Source organism: Hoeflea sp. CAU 1731 (assembly GCF_039888615.1).
Classification (GTDB): Bacteria; Pseudomonadota; Alphaproteobacteria; order Rhizobiales; family Rhizobiaceae; genus Flavimaribacter.
The window spans coordinates 39,806-55,914 of the sequence record NZ_JBDQQS010000020.1 but is presented as its reverse complement, the minus strand read 5'-3'; the positions used below and the strand labels follow the sequence as shown (position 1 = coordinate 55,914).

Below are 16,109 nucleotides of genomic sequence, written 5' to 3'. Positions count from 1 at the left end.
ATCTTACTGGTTCGCCTTTACCTGCACATTCAAGAGCGTCGGCAGCGACTCCGGGGAGCCGATGCCGGCGCCCATGATGGAGGCGAAAGGCAGCGGGCTCGGCGGCGTGGCGCTAACCTCGATGTTCTCCGGATTGGCGAGATAGGCGCTGACCGCAGTGCTGACGTTCTGTTGAAAATCCGGATTTTTGATTTGCGCCAGCATGATCGGCAGCATGCCGCTGATGCTCTGGACAAGCTGGTCGGCGCTCATGCCCTGCTGTGCGGCGGCTATTTCGAGCATCTTGCCGGTCAGGGACTGGTCATCGAAGCGCAGCGTCAGGTCGTTGAATGTGAGCTGCTGCATCATGCCCATCATTGCAAGGCCCATGGCCTGCTCAGCCTTCGGGTCGTCGCCCATTTCGGCCATTTGCATCTGCATTTCCTGCAGACCCTGCATGAATTCCAGCGTCACGCCCGAAACAGACGCCATTATTTCCAGCTTGCCGGCCCCGTCGACATCCGTGACGTACTGGTCGATGTTCAGCGTTCCGTCGTCAAGGTTCCAGGAGCCGTTCGCGGAGAGACCGCCTGTCAATTTGGCATATCCAAGCGCGTCCAGCGTCTGTCGCGCATTCTGATCCGGAAGGCCGCTGAGGTCGATCATCATGCCGTCGAGGTTGAACGCGAAATTGAGAGTGTTGTCCGATCCGGGCGTTGGTGAGGAGGCGCTGGAGCTCGCCGCAGAAAACACCGTGGCGCCAGCTGCTTTGACATCGATCGCGCCTGTCGACGACTTGTCGTATGTCATCAGGTTTTCGGCCGACGTCATTTCGGGGTTTGCCGGAACATGCAGGCCGGTGGTTTTCATGTCGGCGATCGATACTTCGATATCTATCGGATTTTCGCCGGCTTCCTTGATGCTGAAGGAAAAGTCGAACGGCTCGACTTCCGACACGTTATATCCGCCCTTGCCGTCTTCGGAGACACCCCTGAATGTCAGGTCTCCGAGGTCGATGGTCTCGTCCGTCTCGGGCAGCTTGAACGCGATGTCGCTGATCGTAACGCTGTCGCCCGTGCTTTCCGCGCCGGAGTAAGTGATCTCGTAGCCGTTCTGATCATAATATCCGAACAGCTTCTCGGCGAACTGGTCTGCTTCGACGGCGCCAGCGACTGTGATTGGCGCGAAGACGACCAGTCCCGCAAGAAGTCCTGTACGAAGATGTTGAGCAAGCATAGAAAATCCTTCCATCTTTGGGCGTTTTACAACTGCCAGTCGTTTTGGTCTCACCCGAATAAGCCGGTTTTATGTCAGTATTTACGCAGGGATGCGATTGCAACCGGACTTCACATAAGAGTTTCTACAGGGTTTCGAAGATATTACCGGAATAGGTCCAGTCAAACCGGCGTCGCTTTCGCGCGATCTGACCATGGAATTTCCACAATCATCGAGAATTGAAAGCCACGCCTGATCTCGCTATCGTTTCGAGCGAGAGGGTGGTTGAGCGCCGGAATTCGAGCCGGTTTCGGCTTGGATATCATGGAAGAATTATACGCAGGGATAGCGCGGGGTCGCTAGCGGGTATGGTACGTTATTTAATTCCCATCAGCGCGCTGTTGCTGGGCTCGGCCTTTTTGCTTTACGCCGGCGGCATGAATGGTCTGATCCTGCCGGTCAGGGGATCGCAGGAAGGGTTTTCCGCCTTTTCTCTCGGTCTTCTCGGCACCGGCTGGGCGATCGGCTACGTGCTCGGTTGCATCATGACGCCGGGTCTCGTTGGACGGGTCGGCCACATTCGCTCGTTCAGCGTCATGGCCTCGCTTGCAGCGCTCGCCATTCTCGCATCGTTGCTGTTCATCACGCCCTGGGCGTGGATACCGCTGCGCGCCATTTCCGGCTTTTGCTTCGCCGGGGCCGCCATGATCGTCGAAAGCTGGTTGTCCGAGCGGGTGGATGCGAGTTCCAGAGGCCGCGTCTTCGGCGTCTACACCATGGTCAATCTGATGGCGACCACGACAGGTCAGCTGACTCTGACGCTTGGCGAAACCGGTGGATACACCTTCTTTGTGATCGGCGCGATGTTCTATTCGCTGGCGCTGATACCGACAGCGATTTCGTCCACTGCAACACCAAAGCCGCTCGTCAAGGTGCGGCTCGATCTTGGCGCTCTCTGGCGCAATTCGCCGATCGCCGTCTACGCCGTGTTGATGGTAGGCATTTCCAACAGCGCTTTCGGAACGCTTGCCGCCGTCTACGCCGATCAGATCGGCCTTCAGCTCTCGGCGATCGCCTTGTTTACAAGTATTCCGATACTCGCCGGCGCGCTGGCGCAGTTCCCGGTCGGGCAGTTGTCTGACCGGATGGATCGCCGCAAGGTGCTGATAGGCATTACGATCGTCGGGATTATCGGCGACCTGGCGTTCATCATACTGCAGCCGGAATTGGCGTGGATGAACTTCATCCTGGTCTTTATTTTCGGCGCAGCCGCCTACGCCATGTATCCGGTGATCGTCGCCCATGCGAACGACCACGCCGAGCCAGACAGCTACATCCAGACATCCGGCGGATTGCTGCTTGTGTTCGGTGTCGGGTGCATCGTGGGGCCGCTATTCGCCGGTTTCGGCATGTCGGCGGTCGGAACGTCGGCTTTGTTCATGACGACCATCGTCGTGCATATCCTGATCGTCATCTACACGCTCTGGCGCATCAGCCGCCGCGCGCCCGTCGAGCCGGAACATAAGGTCGAATTCGTTCCTTCCGCTCCGACGAGGACGACGACGCCGGAAACGGTTTCTCTCGCTTTGTCTGACGATGAGGAGGAGAACGCCGTCTCAGACGCATAGGCGTGGATCGAACCAATCGTGACTTGCCGCGAATCGGCGCTTCGTTTAATCCCGAACCATGGGAAAAAGCCTTATTCCGCCGGGCGGCGGAGACGGCGGGTCAGAACCCGTTGATCTGAAAACCGCTCTTGAAGAACGCTACCTCGCTTACGCGCTGTCGACGATTATGCACCGGGCGCTGCCCGACGTTCGCGACGGCTTGAAGCCGGTCCACCGCCGCATTGTCTATTCGATGAGCGATATGGGGCTGCGCGCGAACGGCGGCTTCAAGAAATCCGCCAAGATCGTCGGCGAAGTGATGGGTAATTTCCATCCGCACGGCGACCAGGCGATTTATGACGCTCTGGTTCGTCTCGCCCAGGACTTCGCCGTGCGATACCCGTTGGTGAACGGGCAGGGCAATTTCGGTAACATTGACGGCGATAACGCAGCTGCGATGCGTTACACCGAGTCGAAAATGACGCCGGTTGCGGAATTGCTGCTGGAAGGCATTGACCAGGACGCCGTCGACTTTCGCACCACCTATGACGAGGAAAACCAGGAGCCGGTGGTTCTTCCCGGCGCCTTTCCAAACCTTCTCGCCAATGGCGCGACCGGCATTGCGGTCGGCATGGCGACGTCGATCCCGCCGCACAACGCCGCGGAGCTTTGTGACGCCGCCCTGCATCTGATCAAGCATCCAAATGCGACGATTGAAAAACTGGTCGATTACGTGCCCGGCCCCGACATGCCCACTGGAGGCGTGATCGTCGACAGCCGTGATTCGATCGTCGAGGCCTACAAGATTGGTCGCGGCGGATTTCGCACTCGCGCGCGCTGGGAGAAGGAAGACACCGGCCGCGGCAGTTACATCATTGTCGTCACCGAAATTCCTTATCAGGTGCAGAAATCGCGGCTGATCGAAAAGATTGCTGAACTGCTGATCGCCCGCAAACTGCCACTGCTGGAGGATGTTCGGGACGAGTCGGCCGAGGATGTGCGTCTTGTCCTGGTTCCCAAGAGCCGGTCCGTCGATCCGGATCTGCTCATGGAATCGCTGTTCCGCCTGACCGATCTCGAATCCCGCTTTCCGCTCAATCTCAATGTGCTTTCGAAGGGGCGGGTGCCCAAGGTCATGTCGCTTCGCGATGTGCTCCTGGAGTGGCTCGATCACCGGCGCGAGGTGCTCCAGAGGCGGTCGCGGCATCGGTTGGCGGCGATCGAGCGGCGTCTCGAAATCCTTGGTGGCTATCTGATCGCCTATCTGAATATCGATGAGGTGATCCGGATTATCCGTGAAGAGGATGATCCGAAAGCCGAGCTGATGCAGCGGTTCGAACTGACCGATCTGCAGGCGGAATCGATCCTGAACATGCGGCTGCGCTCTCTGCGCAAGCTGGAAGAGTTCGAGATCCGCAAGGAGTTCGACGGGCTGACCGTAGAAAAGGCGGAAATCGAAGCGCTGCTTGCGTCGGACGAAAAGCAGTGGTCGACGATATCCTGGGAAATCTCCCGGGTGAAGAAGAAGTTCGGCAAGGACACCGAACTCGGACGCCGGCGCACAGGGTTCGCCGAGGCTCCGGAGGCCGACCTCGAAGCCATTCAGCAGGCGATGATCGAAAAAGAGCCGGTTACGGTCGTTCTCTCGCGGAAAGGCTGGATCCGTGCGATGCGCGGCCACATGTCCGACACGTCCGGTCTTACCTTCAAGGAAAGCGATGGCCTCAAGCTGGCGTTTCCGGCCTATACGACCGATCGGATCATGCTATTTACCACCGGCGGCAAGTTCTACACTGTCGGCAGCGACCGTCTGCCGGGCGGTCGTGGGCATGGCGAGCCGGTTCGCATCATGATCGACATGGACAATGATCAGGACATCGTTTCCGCCTTCGTGCACAACCCGGAAGGAAAGCTGCTTCTGGCGTCGACCGTTGGCAACGGTTTCGTCGTCCCGCAGTCCGACATCACGGCCAATACCCGCAAGGGCAAACAGGTCATGAATGTGAAGATGCCTGACGAGGCGAAGCTGTGCATTCCGGTCGAGGGAGACACGGTGGCGGTGCTGGGCGAGAACCGCAAGATGCTGATCTTCCCGCTCGAGCAATTGGCCGAGATGAGCCGCGGCAAGGGCGTGCGCCTGCAACGCTACAAGGATGGCGGAGTCGCCGACGTCAGGACATTCAAGCAGGCCGATGGACTGAGCTGGCAGGATTCCGCCGGCCGCACCCATACCAAGACGATGGAGGAATTACGCGAGTGGTTCGGCGACCGTGCACAGGCCGGCCGCACCGTCCCGAAAGGCTTTCCACGCTCCGGCAGATTCTCCGGATAGTGAAGAATATCAGAGGCCTGTCGCGGATCCTGAATCATTGTCTCCGGACGCACGAATGCAGGAGCCATAGACGCGCTATGAGCACAGCGAACAGTTATGACAGCGGCCGGTTGAACCTGCCCTTCGTCGGTCTTTGCACCTTCGGCAAAAATCCTTATGTCGAGGACTGGGACGCGATAAACGCCGACGTCGCAGTGCTTGGCGCGCCGCTTGATATGGGCACACAGTGGCGCGCCGGCGCGCGCTTCGGCCCCCGGAGCATTCGAGAGGCCTCCACGCTATTCTCCTTTGGTCACGCCGGCGCATACGATCACGAGGACGATGTCACCTATCTTGATCCGGAAAAAGTTCGGATCGTCGATATTGGCGACGCGGATATCGTCCACACCGACATGATGGCCAGCCACGGCAACATCGAATTCGGCTTGCGCAAGATCCTGAAGAGCGGCGCTGTTCCCGTCGTGCTGGGCGGTGATCATTCAGTCAATATTCCCTGCATCAACGCCTTTGATGACCAGAAGCCCTTTCACCTGGTCCAGATCGACGCGCATCTGGATTTCGTCGATGAACGGCATGGCGTGCGCTACGGCCATGGCAATCCGATGCGTCGCGCGGCGGAAAAGGATTACGTGACGGGACTTTCGCAGATCGGAATCCGCAACGTCTCCTCCACTGCGCGGGAAGGCTATGAGGATGCTCGCAAAATGGGCTCGGATATCCTGTCGGTGAGGCAGTTCCGCAAGCTCGGCGTCGACGGCGTCCTGGCCAGAATTCCGGCCGGGCGACGCTACTACGTTTCGATCGACATCGACGGTTTCGATCCGTCGATCGCCGCAGGCACCGGAACGCCCAGCCATGGCGGCTTTCTCTATTACGAAGTTCTGGAACTGATTGACGGTCTCGCCCGGCAAGGCGACATCATCGGCATAGACTGTGTGGAGGTTGCGCCCGACTATGACCCGACCGGCTCCACTTCAATATTGGCGGCGCAGATATTGATGAATGCAATTGGCCGGATCATGCACCACCGGGCGGAAAATAGCGTTTAGTCTTCGTAGCGTTCCCAGCCGCTTGGGCCCAGGTGATCCTGCGGGCGAAACCGGGTTTTGTATTCCATTTTGCGCGATCCTTCGACCCAGTAGCCGAGATAGACATGCGGCAGACCTCGATCCTTGGCGCGCTGGATATGGTCGAGGATCATGTAGGTGCCGAGTGAACGCGAAGCGTAATCGGGATCGAAGAATGAATAAACCATCGACAGGCCGTCGCCCATGATGTCGCTCAGCGCGACGGCGATGAGCCGACCTTGTTCGGCAATGCTCCCGTCGGGATCCGGCTCGCCCTCGATGCGATACTCGATGATTTTGGTCGGCACATAGGTGTCTTCCACCATCATAGCGTAGTCGAGAACCGTCATATCCGACATGCCGCCTCGCTGGTGGCGGGCGTCGAGATAATCCCTAAACAAGGCGTACTGCTCGCTTGAAGGCTCCGCCTGGAATTCGCGCGCCGCTATGTCCGAATTGCGCGCCAGATTGCGCCGCATGGATTTGTTTGGTTCGAAGTCGCTGGCCACGATGCGCACTGAAACGCAGGCTCTGCAGGATTCGCAGGCCGGCCGGTAGGCGATGTTCTGCGATCGTCTGAACCCTCCCTGCGTCAGCAGGTCATTAAGTTCCGCCGCCTTCTCGCCAACGAGATGCGTGAACACCTTGCGTTCAAATTGCCCGTCGAGATACGGGCACGGAGACGGCGCCGTAAGAAAGAACTGGGGAGAATGGACGGGTTGGTTGGTCATCGATCGTAAATTATTTCACCTGATATCGACCACAAAAAAATTACAACGCATAATACCACGGTGCAAGAAGTGAAAAGGCCAACCAGACAATAAAAACCAGAGGAAGGCCAGCTTTAAGATAGTCTCTGAAGCTGTAATGACCAGGTCCCATGATCAGCAGGTTGGTCTGATAGGCGATCGGGGTGGCGAAACAGGTGTTCGCCGCGAAGATGACGGCCGAGGCGAACGCGACCGGAGAAGCGCCAAGTCCGTGCGCCATATTCAGTGCGATCGGCATGAACAGAACCGCCGTTGCATTGTTGCTCAACACATTGGTGACGCCTGCCATGACCAGATACAGGACAGACAGGATGACTGGCACCGGCGCGCCTTGCAGGAGGTCGACCGAGCCCTGGGCGATCAGCGCTGCGCCTCCGGTGCTGTCGAGCGCCGTCGCCATCGCGATGGACGAGCCGACAAGCAGATAGATCTGACGGTCGAACGCGCGCACCGCCTGGTACATGGTTAGGCACCCGGTTGCCATCATCAGCGCCGCACCGGTGATGGCGCTGACAACGATCGGGACCACCTCAAAGGCCGCCAGCACTACAATTGCGGCGAAAATGGCAAAGGCGATCTTGGCCTTTCGGCTCTGCGGCACCGCCTCGGCGGAATGTTCAAGCAGCAAAAGGTCGTGGTCGCCGCGCAATTGCGTGATCTGCTCATAATTGCCGCCGAGAAGCAGGGTGTCTCCGGGCTCAAGCCGGATCTCGGACAATGGCGTGCGCGCCATGCGACTCTTTCGTTGCACGCCGAGCACGGAGATACCGAAACGGGCGCGGATGCCGGATAGCTGGATTGTGCGGCCGGCAAAACGCGAGCCCGGCGCAACGACCGCCTCCGCCAGGTGATAGCCCGGCCCCGGCCGCGCCGACTCCTGCGCGTCTTCTGCTGCTTCGCCATTCTCGTTCTTTTCATCCGTATCGGCGATCGCATTGCCATGAGCGAGCGAGCGAGAGAACGCCTTGCGCGTGCCGGTCACTACCAGCGTGTCTCCCGGCGACAATGTGATGTCCTCGAAAGGCGGGAGAAACGGAACATCGCGACGCAAAAGCAGCCGCGGCGTCAGATCCTTGATGCCCGGAAATATCCCGGACTTGGATGCAATGCCTGCAAAGGGGTGCCCTGTAGTGATGGGAATTTCACCGATGAACTGGGTTCCGCGGTCGGTCTTGGCGCGATCTATTGTCGAAGTTCGCTCGGTAAGCATGCGGGGCATCAGAAAGATGACGTAGAGGCCGCCAACGACAGCGAGCATCAACCCCATGCCGGTCAGGTCGAAGAACGATATGAAGACGCCGAAATCGTCAGCGACGCCCGCTGCGATCAGGTTGGTGGACGAACCGATCAGCGTTGTCATCCCGCCGAGGATGCTCATGAAGGACAGCGGCATGAACACCTTGTATCCGGGGTATCGCCGCTGCGCCGCGATCACGGTGAGAATGGGGATGAAGATCACCACCACCGGCGTATTGTTGAGAAAGGCGCTCAGAAGACCGGCGGCGATGATGACGATGAAGATTGTCAGGTTCTTGCTCGATCCGCCGAGCCTGCTGATGAACCTTGCCGGTCCGTCGATTGCGTCCGTGGCGAACAGACCCTGTCCGACGATCAGCAGTGCAATCACGGTTGCAAGCGCCGGATCGGAGAAGCCCGCAAGAATGCTTCGCATATCCAGAATTTGGCCGTTGGCCTGTTCATAAGGAAACACGCCGAACAGCAGAAGGACGGCCGACAGGCAGCCCAGAGAAACAGTTTCGATGGAGAACCGCTCGCTGACAAAGGCCACAATCGTCCAGAAGATGATCGCGTATGTCGCGTAGAGATGAAATTCGTGCATGCGCCGCCCTGAATATATTATTGCACGGTGCGCGATCTTAGCGATGGAATTGGCGCCATCAAAGCGGCTTGTTGCGAATATCAGTCCCGATTCAGGATTTCATTGCCGGGAAGGGGATGTTTTCAGAATTCCGTTTTGGAGCGACGAGATTTAGTCGGGAAGAATAACGACCATTGCCGTCAGCCGATCTATTACGGATGCATCCGCTCCGTCACCAGGCGCCACGTCCAAGTCACCAGTCAGACGCTGGACAACAAGCCAAGCCTGTCCTTGCGATCCGTCAAGTGCGAACGGCATCGCCTCGTTCATTGTTGTAGGGTGACGATTTTGCACTTTATCCAAGAGCACTCGGTAGGCAATTTCCCAGTGCTTATCTTTATAATCGACTAAAACCTTGCCCGCATCGAGCTCCCTAGTCAGTTTGTTTGGATCCGAACTGGAATAGCGCCTGTCGGAATCGGAAAGGAAATACGGACCGGAAACAATACCTGGCCCACGGAGTTCGAGGTTTGCAGCCTCACTCGCACGGAATATGACAGTCAGGAATATGTCTCGTTTCTCTTCGTTCCCTGACAACATGTTTGCGATCGATTGCCTGTCTGCATTGTTGGCGATTCGGTGTCGCAATGGCTGATTATTCAGGGAGACGAGTTCGTCCAATCGTCCAGCCTTTGACAGGAATTTTACGATAGACCGAATTTCCTGTCGGGCCGACTTTCCTGTTGTATTCGGAAGCGTCAGCCTGCCGTCTACCAGAATCTGATTTTCTTCCAGCAATGCGACCAGTCGCCCGAACTGGTCGCGAACGGAAACGTCAGCCGCGCCCCACGGTCCGAAGGACGCCAACATCAGCATGATGGCGAGTGTGGCGATGACAACACGCAGCTGGACCTTTTGTCTGCGTATCGCAAAGAGGCAGATCATGCCGACGATCCAGATTCCAACGAGGATAAGTCCGTAACGTTCCGGGGTTATCCCGTATTCGGACACGCGTCGGTAGGTTCCTATGACGAAGAGAACAAGCGGGACGATCAGCAGGCAGTGCCAGCTTTTCCGAAACAGCCGCAGCAAGAAGGAACTGCTGTCGCGATAGGGGATCGCCAGCATCCAGGTCGAGATGCAACCGGCGGCAAAGGACAGAACCATTACTCCCACCTGTCCACGCGGGAGTTCCCATGCAAGGGCGGTCTTCGCGGCGTAGGCGTATATAACAATTGTGTAGATGAGCAGAAGTGGGAGCAGGAGATAGTTAAGAAGGAGAAGAGGAACCCGATATGTGAGCCCCTTCTTCTCTATTTCGCCTGAACCATGCAAATCTGACGGGACCATCTCCAATCCGAAGAGCGGCGCGACAAGTAGCAACCCAGTCATATAGACATGGTCATAGATGTCGTATTTGAGATCGAGTTCAAAAAGATAGTCGATACTTGCAAGAACTGCGTAGGCTCCAAGAATGAACGCAAGCGCAGCGAGCCCGGCGAGGATGACAGCAAGGCCAAGACCGTAGTTGAAAGTCCACAGAGCTAGATCGTCGTTGCGCCCGCGTAGAAAGCCGGAAACCATCAGAAGCAAAAGAATTCCCGGCAAAAGCATAATTCGCGCCTGTTTTCCAACGCACGCTTTCCGCGAACAGGTGGGCCGCGCCGGATGCGAAGAAGGCGGCTGTCAGCGCCGCATATATCTGAGTGGGAGAAAACTGGCTGTAGCCAGGAATTTCATTATCGTAGTCAGCGAGCTTGTAGAGTTCGGCAATGTCGAGATTGGCGATCACCGCCGCAATCACACTTGCCAGCACGGGCATCGGAAATCGTGCGAATGTCTTTGAAATCGAAGGCGCGCGGGTCACAATGCCGTTCAGAAATGACACTTGGGATATCCCTCGGGAGATTTGAAGCGACTGAAACAAACCGCCACGCCATCTTTATGGGAACCAAGGCCTCAATATGACCGTATAGGTTGTTTTGCCGCCTACGCAGCTTCGTCGCGGATGACGACAACGCCCAGAAGCATGTCGTGCAGCAGGCGTTTTTTGCCGGTAAACAAGCTGACGAGCAAAATCAGCGGCGTCAGCACAGCATTGCCGATCCAGAACAGCGCGCCATGCGCGATCGCGAGCATGGAGTCGACCGGCGCGCCGTCAAGCCGCACCATCTTGATGCCATTGAGGCGCATTCCGGGCGTTGCCTGGTTCAAGCCGCCCAGCGTCAGGCCGATATAGGGCACAGCGACCAGGAAGAAGAGGATGGAATAGAGCATCCAGCCAAGGCCAAGACTGAAAACGCCTATAAAGAAAACCAGCACCGCGGCCGGCACACAAAGCGCCAAGATTAAAGCGTAGTCGATCAGGAACGCGAAAACCCGTCGCGACCGCACGCCGCTGAAACTTTTCCAGCTGTCCAGATCGGAGTTTCTGTCCACAACGACATCTGCTTCCGCAAGCGACATAACTTCGTCTCCAGTGCTTTTTGCTCTCTCGCACGGTTGCATGGCCGCGCGCGAACACTCAGCAAGTGGGTATTGCGACCTGTGATATCAAGTTGGCGCAGGGCGCGCGCGCTGTCAGGTCTTCTGGAGAAGTTCCGCCGCTTCCTCTGCAAAATAGCTGAGTATTCCGTCGCAACCGGCGCGCTTGAAGGCGAGCAGACTTTCCATCATCACCTTTTCGCCGTCGATCCAGCCGTTTTGCGCGGCGGCCTTGATCATCGAATATTCGCCTGACACCTGATAGGCGAAGGTCGGCATTTCGAAAGTCTGCTTCAGTCGAAAGATGATGTCGAGATAGGGCAGGCCCGGCTTGACCATGATCATGTCCGCGCCTTCCTCGACGTCGAGCGCCGCCTCGCGCACAGCCTCGTCGCTATTGGCTGGATCGACATAGTAGGTGCGCTTGTCGCCCTTCAGAAGGCCTTGTGTGCCGATCGCCTCGCGATAGGGCCCGTAGAATGAGGACGCGAATTTCGTCGCGTAGGACATGATGCCGACATTCTGGTGACCGTTTCGGTCCAGCGCCTCGCGGATCGCGCCGATGCGGCCGTCCATCATGTCGGAAGGTGCGATGATATCGGCGCCGGCTTCCACTTGCAGGAGCGCGGCTTCCGTTAATTGCGCGACGGTTTCGTCGTTCAGGATCTCGCCGTCCCGCAGGACGCCGTCATGGCCATGGTCGGTGAACGGGTCGAGAGCGACATCGGTGATTACTCCGATTTCGGGAACCGCCTTCTTTATAGCCGCCGACGCCTGATTGATGACGTTGTCCGGATTCAGGATATGCGAACCGGAATTGTCCTTCAGTTCGGCGTCGATGGCCGGGAAGGTGGCGATAGCCGGGATGCCGAGTTCGGCCGCTCTTTCCGCTTTGCGCGCCGCAAGATCCGGCGATAACCGGAACAGACCAGGCATCGCTTCGATCGGTTCGCTGCGGTTTTCGCCGACGACGACAAAGATCGGCAGGATCAGGTCGTCGGCGGTGAGCCGGTTTTCCTGCACCAGCCGACGGGTCCAGTCAGCCTTTCTGTTGCGGCGCATGCGCCGGCTGCCGGTAATGTCGTCAACGCCGCGGCCGAGAGTGTTCCGGGAGAATTGGCGGTTCATGTGTGCTCCGCTGATGTCCAGTATTTGCCTTGCCGCTTCCTTATCATGTCGTTGCTGTTGCGCCAAACCCATAACCGGAACCATGCGACAACATTTCCATTGCGGCCATTGACGGCATGCGCAAGGCTTTGCATAGACGAAGGGTAATTTCTGACGTGGAGGGCCTGCAATGCAGTTCAACATAGCCGGCCAGATCGAGTTTGAAATCAGCGGACGGGCTGGCGTCATCACGCTTGTTCGTGAAAAGGCGCTGAACGCGCTTAGCCATCTCATGATCAAAGCCATGTCAGCCGCGCTCGGCGAATGGCAGGCAGATAAGCAGGTCCAGGTCATCGTGATCACGGCCAGAGGTCGTGCCTTCAGCGCCGGTGGAGATCTGCTGGAGGTTTATGCGCGCGGCGTGGCGAGCGATCCGCCTTATGGCTTCTTTGCTGACGAGTATCGTCTCAATGCATGGCTGGGCGCCTATCCCAAGCCAATCGTGTCTCTGATAGACGGCATCGTCATGGGCGGCGGCGTCGGCATATCGGTCCATGGCCAATATCGCGTCATGACCGAGAATGCGGTTTTCGCCATGCCGGAAGTTGGCATCGGCTTTTTCCCGGATGTTGGCGGAAGTCATTTCCTGCCGCGCCTGGAGGAAAATTTTGGCCTCTATCTTGCGTTGACGGGCGACCGCGTCAAATCCGGCGATGCGCTCAAATGCGGGGTCGCCACCCATACCGCCCAGTCTGTTGATCTGGATGAAATTCTACGCGCGCTTGTGGAGACCGGAAATCCGAAGAAGGTTCTGTCAGATCTGTGCGATCCTGCGAAGGCGGCGCCGGCCAGCCACGATCACAAACATATCAGGCATATTTTTGCGGGCAACACGCTTACGGATGTTATGGACAATCTCCAATCTCGGACGGAGTCCGATCCGGTTGCTACTGTCTGTTTGGAAAAGATATCTTCCAAATGTCCGGTGAGCATGGCCGTGACGTTCCGACAGCTGGCCGAAGGCCGCGGACGCAGTCTGGCGAAATGCATGCGTATGGAGTATCGGATCCTCGTGCGGATGTTGCAGGGACATGATTTCTACGAGGGCATACGCGCCGTCATCATCGACAAGGATGCGGCGCCGCAATGGGATCCAGACAGTCTCGACAAGGTTACAAAAAACATGGTGGACGCCTATTTCACGCCATTGGAAACCGGCGACCTTGAGGGAGTGCCCTAAGCATGACCGATGTCCAGGAGCCGATGCCGCCGCGTCCCACTGCGGCCGAAACAGCTTTCGATATCTTCCAGAGGATCGTGGCCTTTTACTGTCTTGGGGCCGGCCTGTGGTACTGGTCGCTGCTTATAGGCGTCTATGGCGGCGGCGCATGGCGGTTCGACGTTCTGCCATCGCACTGGAAAGCCGCGGTGGCCATCCTCGCCGTACTGTGGCCAGTCGCCGGCATCGGTCTGTGGATGCTGGTGTCCTGGGGACCGGTCGTATGGATCGTGGCGGCGGCGGCGGAGTCTCTGATGTATGGCGGGTTTTCGTCCCTTTACGGAAACTATTGGTACCTGCTCGCCATCCACTGCGTGGTCGTCATTACCTATGTGATTTTGCGGCTTATCATCTACTTCAATCCGCGCAGCGAAATGGGCGGAAGTAATATTTGATTCACCCTCAATTTGCATTCGTTCAGGTAACCTCCCGTTAATGCTGCATTTTAAGGTGAATTTTAGACGTATTCGATAGTGTTGCCTCAAGCCGGAAAAAACAACCGGCAAATAACAGTGAGGCATGACAATGGAAAACAGACAGCGCGCGGAGCAGTCTCCGCCGAAGGCCGAACGCGATGCTTTGCGTTCGCTTTACATGGAATCCCTTCAGCTCGTTGAGCGCCTGCATCGCCGGTTGCTCGACGTAATCAAGGACGAGTTCGACCGCAATGGCCGCAATGACATCAACGCCATTCAGGCGCTTCTGCTGTTCAATATCGGCAATTCGGAATTGACGGCCGGCGAACTGCGTAGCCGCGGCTATTATCTCGGATCGAACGTTTCATACAATCTGAAAAAGCTGGTCGATCTCGATTTCGTTAATCACAGCCGTTCGCGCGTCGATCGTCGTTCCGTCCGCATCAGTCTGACTGACAAGGGCAGGGAAGTCGCCGACGTCGTGGCCGCCCTTTATGACCGCCATATCGGTTCAATCGAACAGGTCGGAGGCATCAGCGCCGAAGAATTCCAGACAATGAACAAGGCGTTGCAACGTCTGGATCGTTTCTGGAACGACCAGATCCTCTACCGGCTGTAGGCGGAGACCTATTCGGCCTTGGCCGGTCGCACCATGGCGGCCGGGTCGACGATACGGTCGAATTCCGCCGCATCGACAAAGCCGAGAGCAAGCGCCGCCTCGCGCAGCGACAGGTCGTGGTGATGCGCGTGATGCGCCACCTTCGAGGCCTTGTCGTAGCCGATGACGGGGCTGAGAGCAGTGACAAGCATCAGCGAGCGCTCGACATAGGCGTTGATCTGTTTGCGGTTGGGCTCCATACCCTCAACCAGGAACTGACGAAAATTGTCGCAGCCATCAGTCATCAACCGAATGGACTTCGACAGGTTGAATATGATCAGCGGTTTGTAGACGTTCATTTCCAGGTATCCTGCGCCGCCCCCGATTGTCACCGCAACATCGTTGCCCATCACCTGCGCCGCCAGCATGGCTAGCGCTTCGCACTGCGTCGGATTGACCTTGCCAGGCATGATTGAAGAACCCGGTTCGTTTTCGGGAATGATCAGTTCCTGAAATCCACAGCGCGGTCCGCAGGACAGAAGACGAATATCGTTGGCGATCTTGAATAGCGCTGTGGCGAGCACCTTCAGCGCGCCATGTAGATGCACCAGCGCGTCATGCGAACCCTGCACCGCGAACTTGTTGGGTGCGGTCACAAAGGGCAGACCGGTAAGAAACGCGATCTCGCCTGCGGTTTCTACGTCGAAACCGGCCGCTGTGTTGATTCCCGTGCCGACCGCGGTGCCGCCAAGCGCCAGTCGGTACACACTCTCGAGCGACTGCTCCACATGCCGGGCAGCGTCGTCCAGCATCCCGACATAGCCGGAAAACTCCTGGCCAAGCGTCAACGGTGTCGCGTCCTGCATGTGGGTGCGGCCGATCTTGACGATGTCATCCCACGCCTTCGCCTTGGCGTCCAGCGAATCCCGCAGCGCGCGAACGGCCGGCAGGAGCCGCTTGACGGAACCTTCGGCGGCGGCGATGCACATCGCGGTTGGAAATGAATCGTTCGTCGACTGGCCCATATTGACGTGGTCGTTGGGGTGAACCGGGGATTTACCGCCAACTTCCGTGCCTGCAATCTGGCAGGCGCGATTGGAAATGACCTCGTTTACATTCATGTTGAACTGGGTGCCGCTGCCGGTCATCCAGACGTGAAGCGGAAACTCGGTGCGATGTTCGCCGGCAACAATTTCATCACACACCTGCACGATGAGATCGCATTGCTGTTTTTCCAGCCTGCCGCCACGGTGATTGACGGTCGCCGCTGCCCGTTTCAACGTCGCATAGGCGGTGATCATGTCATCGGGCATGATGTCGTCGCCAATGCTGAAATAGTGCAGCGATCGCTGGGTCTGGGCGCCCCAAAGCCTGTCGGCGGGCACCTGAACCGTTCCGAGACTGTCTGATTCGTTGCGAAATTTCGTCATCGTCAC

At 57.7% G+C, this 16,109-nt stretch carries 13 protein-coding genes; 6 read left to right on the top strand and 7 right to left on the bottom strand.

The genetic code is table 11. The features are described from left to right. Window positions 1-3: 3 nt before the first annotated feature. Window positions 4-1,215, bottom strand: coding sequence for an aq_1923 C-terminal domain (locus tag AAFN47_RS24200; protein ID WP_499811839.1), 1,212 nt, complete (start codon window positions 1,213-1,215; stop codon window positions 4-6). Window positions 1,216-1,562: 347 nt separating this feature from the next. Here AAFN47_RS24200 and AAFN47_RS24195 point away from each other — a divergent pair, with 347 nt between their 5' ends. From AAFN47_RS24195 to AAFN47_RS24185, 3 genes are all read left to right on the top strand, one after another. Next, window positions 1,563-2,822 (top strand): MFS transporter, encoded by a 1,260-nt coding sequence (locus AAFN47_RS24195; RefSeq protein ID WP_499811838.1) that lies wholly within the window; start codon window positions 1,563-1,565, stop codon window positions 2,820-2,822. Window positions 2,823-2,880: 58 nt separating this feature from the next. Continuing rightward, entirely contained in the window at window positions 2,881-5,133 is a 2,253-nt protein-coding gene (parC, locus tag AAFN47_RS24190) for a DNA topoisomerase IV subunit A (RefSeq protein ID WP_499811837.1), read from the top strand. 77 nt (window positions 5,134-5,210) lie between these two features. Next, on the top strand, window positions 5,211-6,182 hold the full coding sequence (locus AAFN47_RS24185) for an agmatinase (protein ID WP_499811836.1): 972 nt from the start codon (window positions 5,211-5,213) through the stop codon (window positions 6,180-6,182). Here AAFN47_RS24185 and AAFN47_RS24180 read toward each other — a convergent pair. The 5 genes from AAFN47_RS24180 to hemB form a co-directional block, all read right to left on the bottom strand. Then, window positions 6,179-6,931: an arginyltransferase gene (locus tag AAFN47_RS24180; protein ID WP_499811835.1), complete on the bottom strand. Its 753-nt coding sequence runs from the start codon at window positions 6,929-6,931 to the stop codon at window positions 6,179-6,181. The two genes, AAFN47_RS24185 and AAFN47_RS24180, sit on opposite strands and share 4 nt — an antisense overlap. 40 nt (window positions 6,932-6,971) lie before the next feature. Beyond that, window positions 6,972-8,810 carry an SLC13 family permease gene (locus AAFN47_RS24175; protein ID WP_499811834.1) on the bottom strand — a complete coding sequence of 613 codons (1,839 nt, stop codon included), beginning with the start codon at window positions 8,808-8,810 and terminating at the stop codon, window positions 6,972-6,974. 150 nt (window positions 8,811-8,960) lie between these two features. Next, window positions 8,961-10,403, bottom strand: coding sequence for a DUF4153 domain-containing protein (locus tag AAFN47_RS24170; protein ID WP_499811833.1), 1,443 nt, complete (start codon window positions 10,401-10,403; stop codon window positions 8,961-8,963). A gap of 375 nt (window positions 10,404-10,778) precedes the next feature. After that, the gene (locus AAFN47_RS24165; RefSeq protein WP_499811832.1) at window positions 10,779-11,255 is read right to left on the bottom strand and encodes an RDD family protein; all 477 of its coding nucleotides are present in this window, start codon (window positions 11,253-11,255) and stop codon (window positions 10,779-10,781) included. Between the two features lie 114 nt (window positions 11,256-11,369). Then, window positions 11,370-12,401, bottom strand: a complete 1,032-nt coding sequence (gene hemB / locus AAFN47_RS24160) for a porphobilinogen synthase (protein ID WP_499811831.1) — start codon at window positions 12,399-12,401, stop codon at window positions 11,370-11,372. 169 nt (window positions 12,402-12,570) lie between these two features. Between hemB and AAFN47_RS24155 the strand changes: the two genes are divergently transcribed. The 3 genes from AAFN47_RS24155 to ldtR all read left to right on the top strand — a co-directional run bounded on the left by AAFN47_RS24155 (window position 12,571) and on the right by ldtR (window position 14,694). Next, entirely contained in the window at window positions 12,571-13,620 is a 1,050-nt protein-coding gene (locus AAFN47_RS24155; protein WP_499811830.1) for an enoyl-CoA hydratase/isomerase family protein, read from the top strand. Window positions 13,621-13,622: 2 nt separating this feature from the next. Beyond that, entirely contained in the window at window positions 13,623-14,054 is a 432-nt protein-coding gene (locus AAFN47_RS24150; RefSeq protein ID WP_499811829.1) for a DUF6163 family protein, read from the top strand. A 130-nt stretch (window positions 14,055-14,184) separates the two neighbouring features. Next, window positions 14,185-14,694 carry a transcriptional regulator LdtR gene (gene ldtR / locus AAFN47_RS24145; protein WP_499811828.1) on the top strand — a complete coding sequence of 170 codons (510 nt, stop codon included), beginning with the start codon at window positions 14,185-14,187 and terminating at the stop codon, window positions 14,692-14,694. 8 nt (window positions 14,695-14,702) lie between these two features. Here the strand turns inward: ldtR and fumC are convergent, their stop codons facing one another. Then, the gene (fumC, locus tag AAFN47_RS24140) at window positions 14,703-16,103 is read right to left on the bottom strand and encodes a class II fumarate hydratase (RefSeq protein ID WP_499811827.1); all 1,401 of its coding nucleotides are present in this window, start codon (window positions 16,101-16,103) and stop codon (window positions 14,703-14,705) included. Window positions 16,104-16,109: the final 6 nt, after the last annotated feature.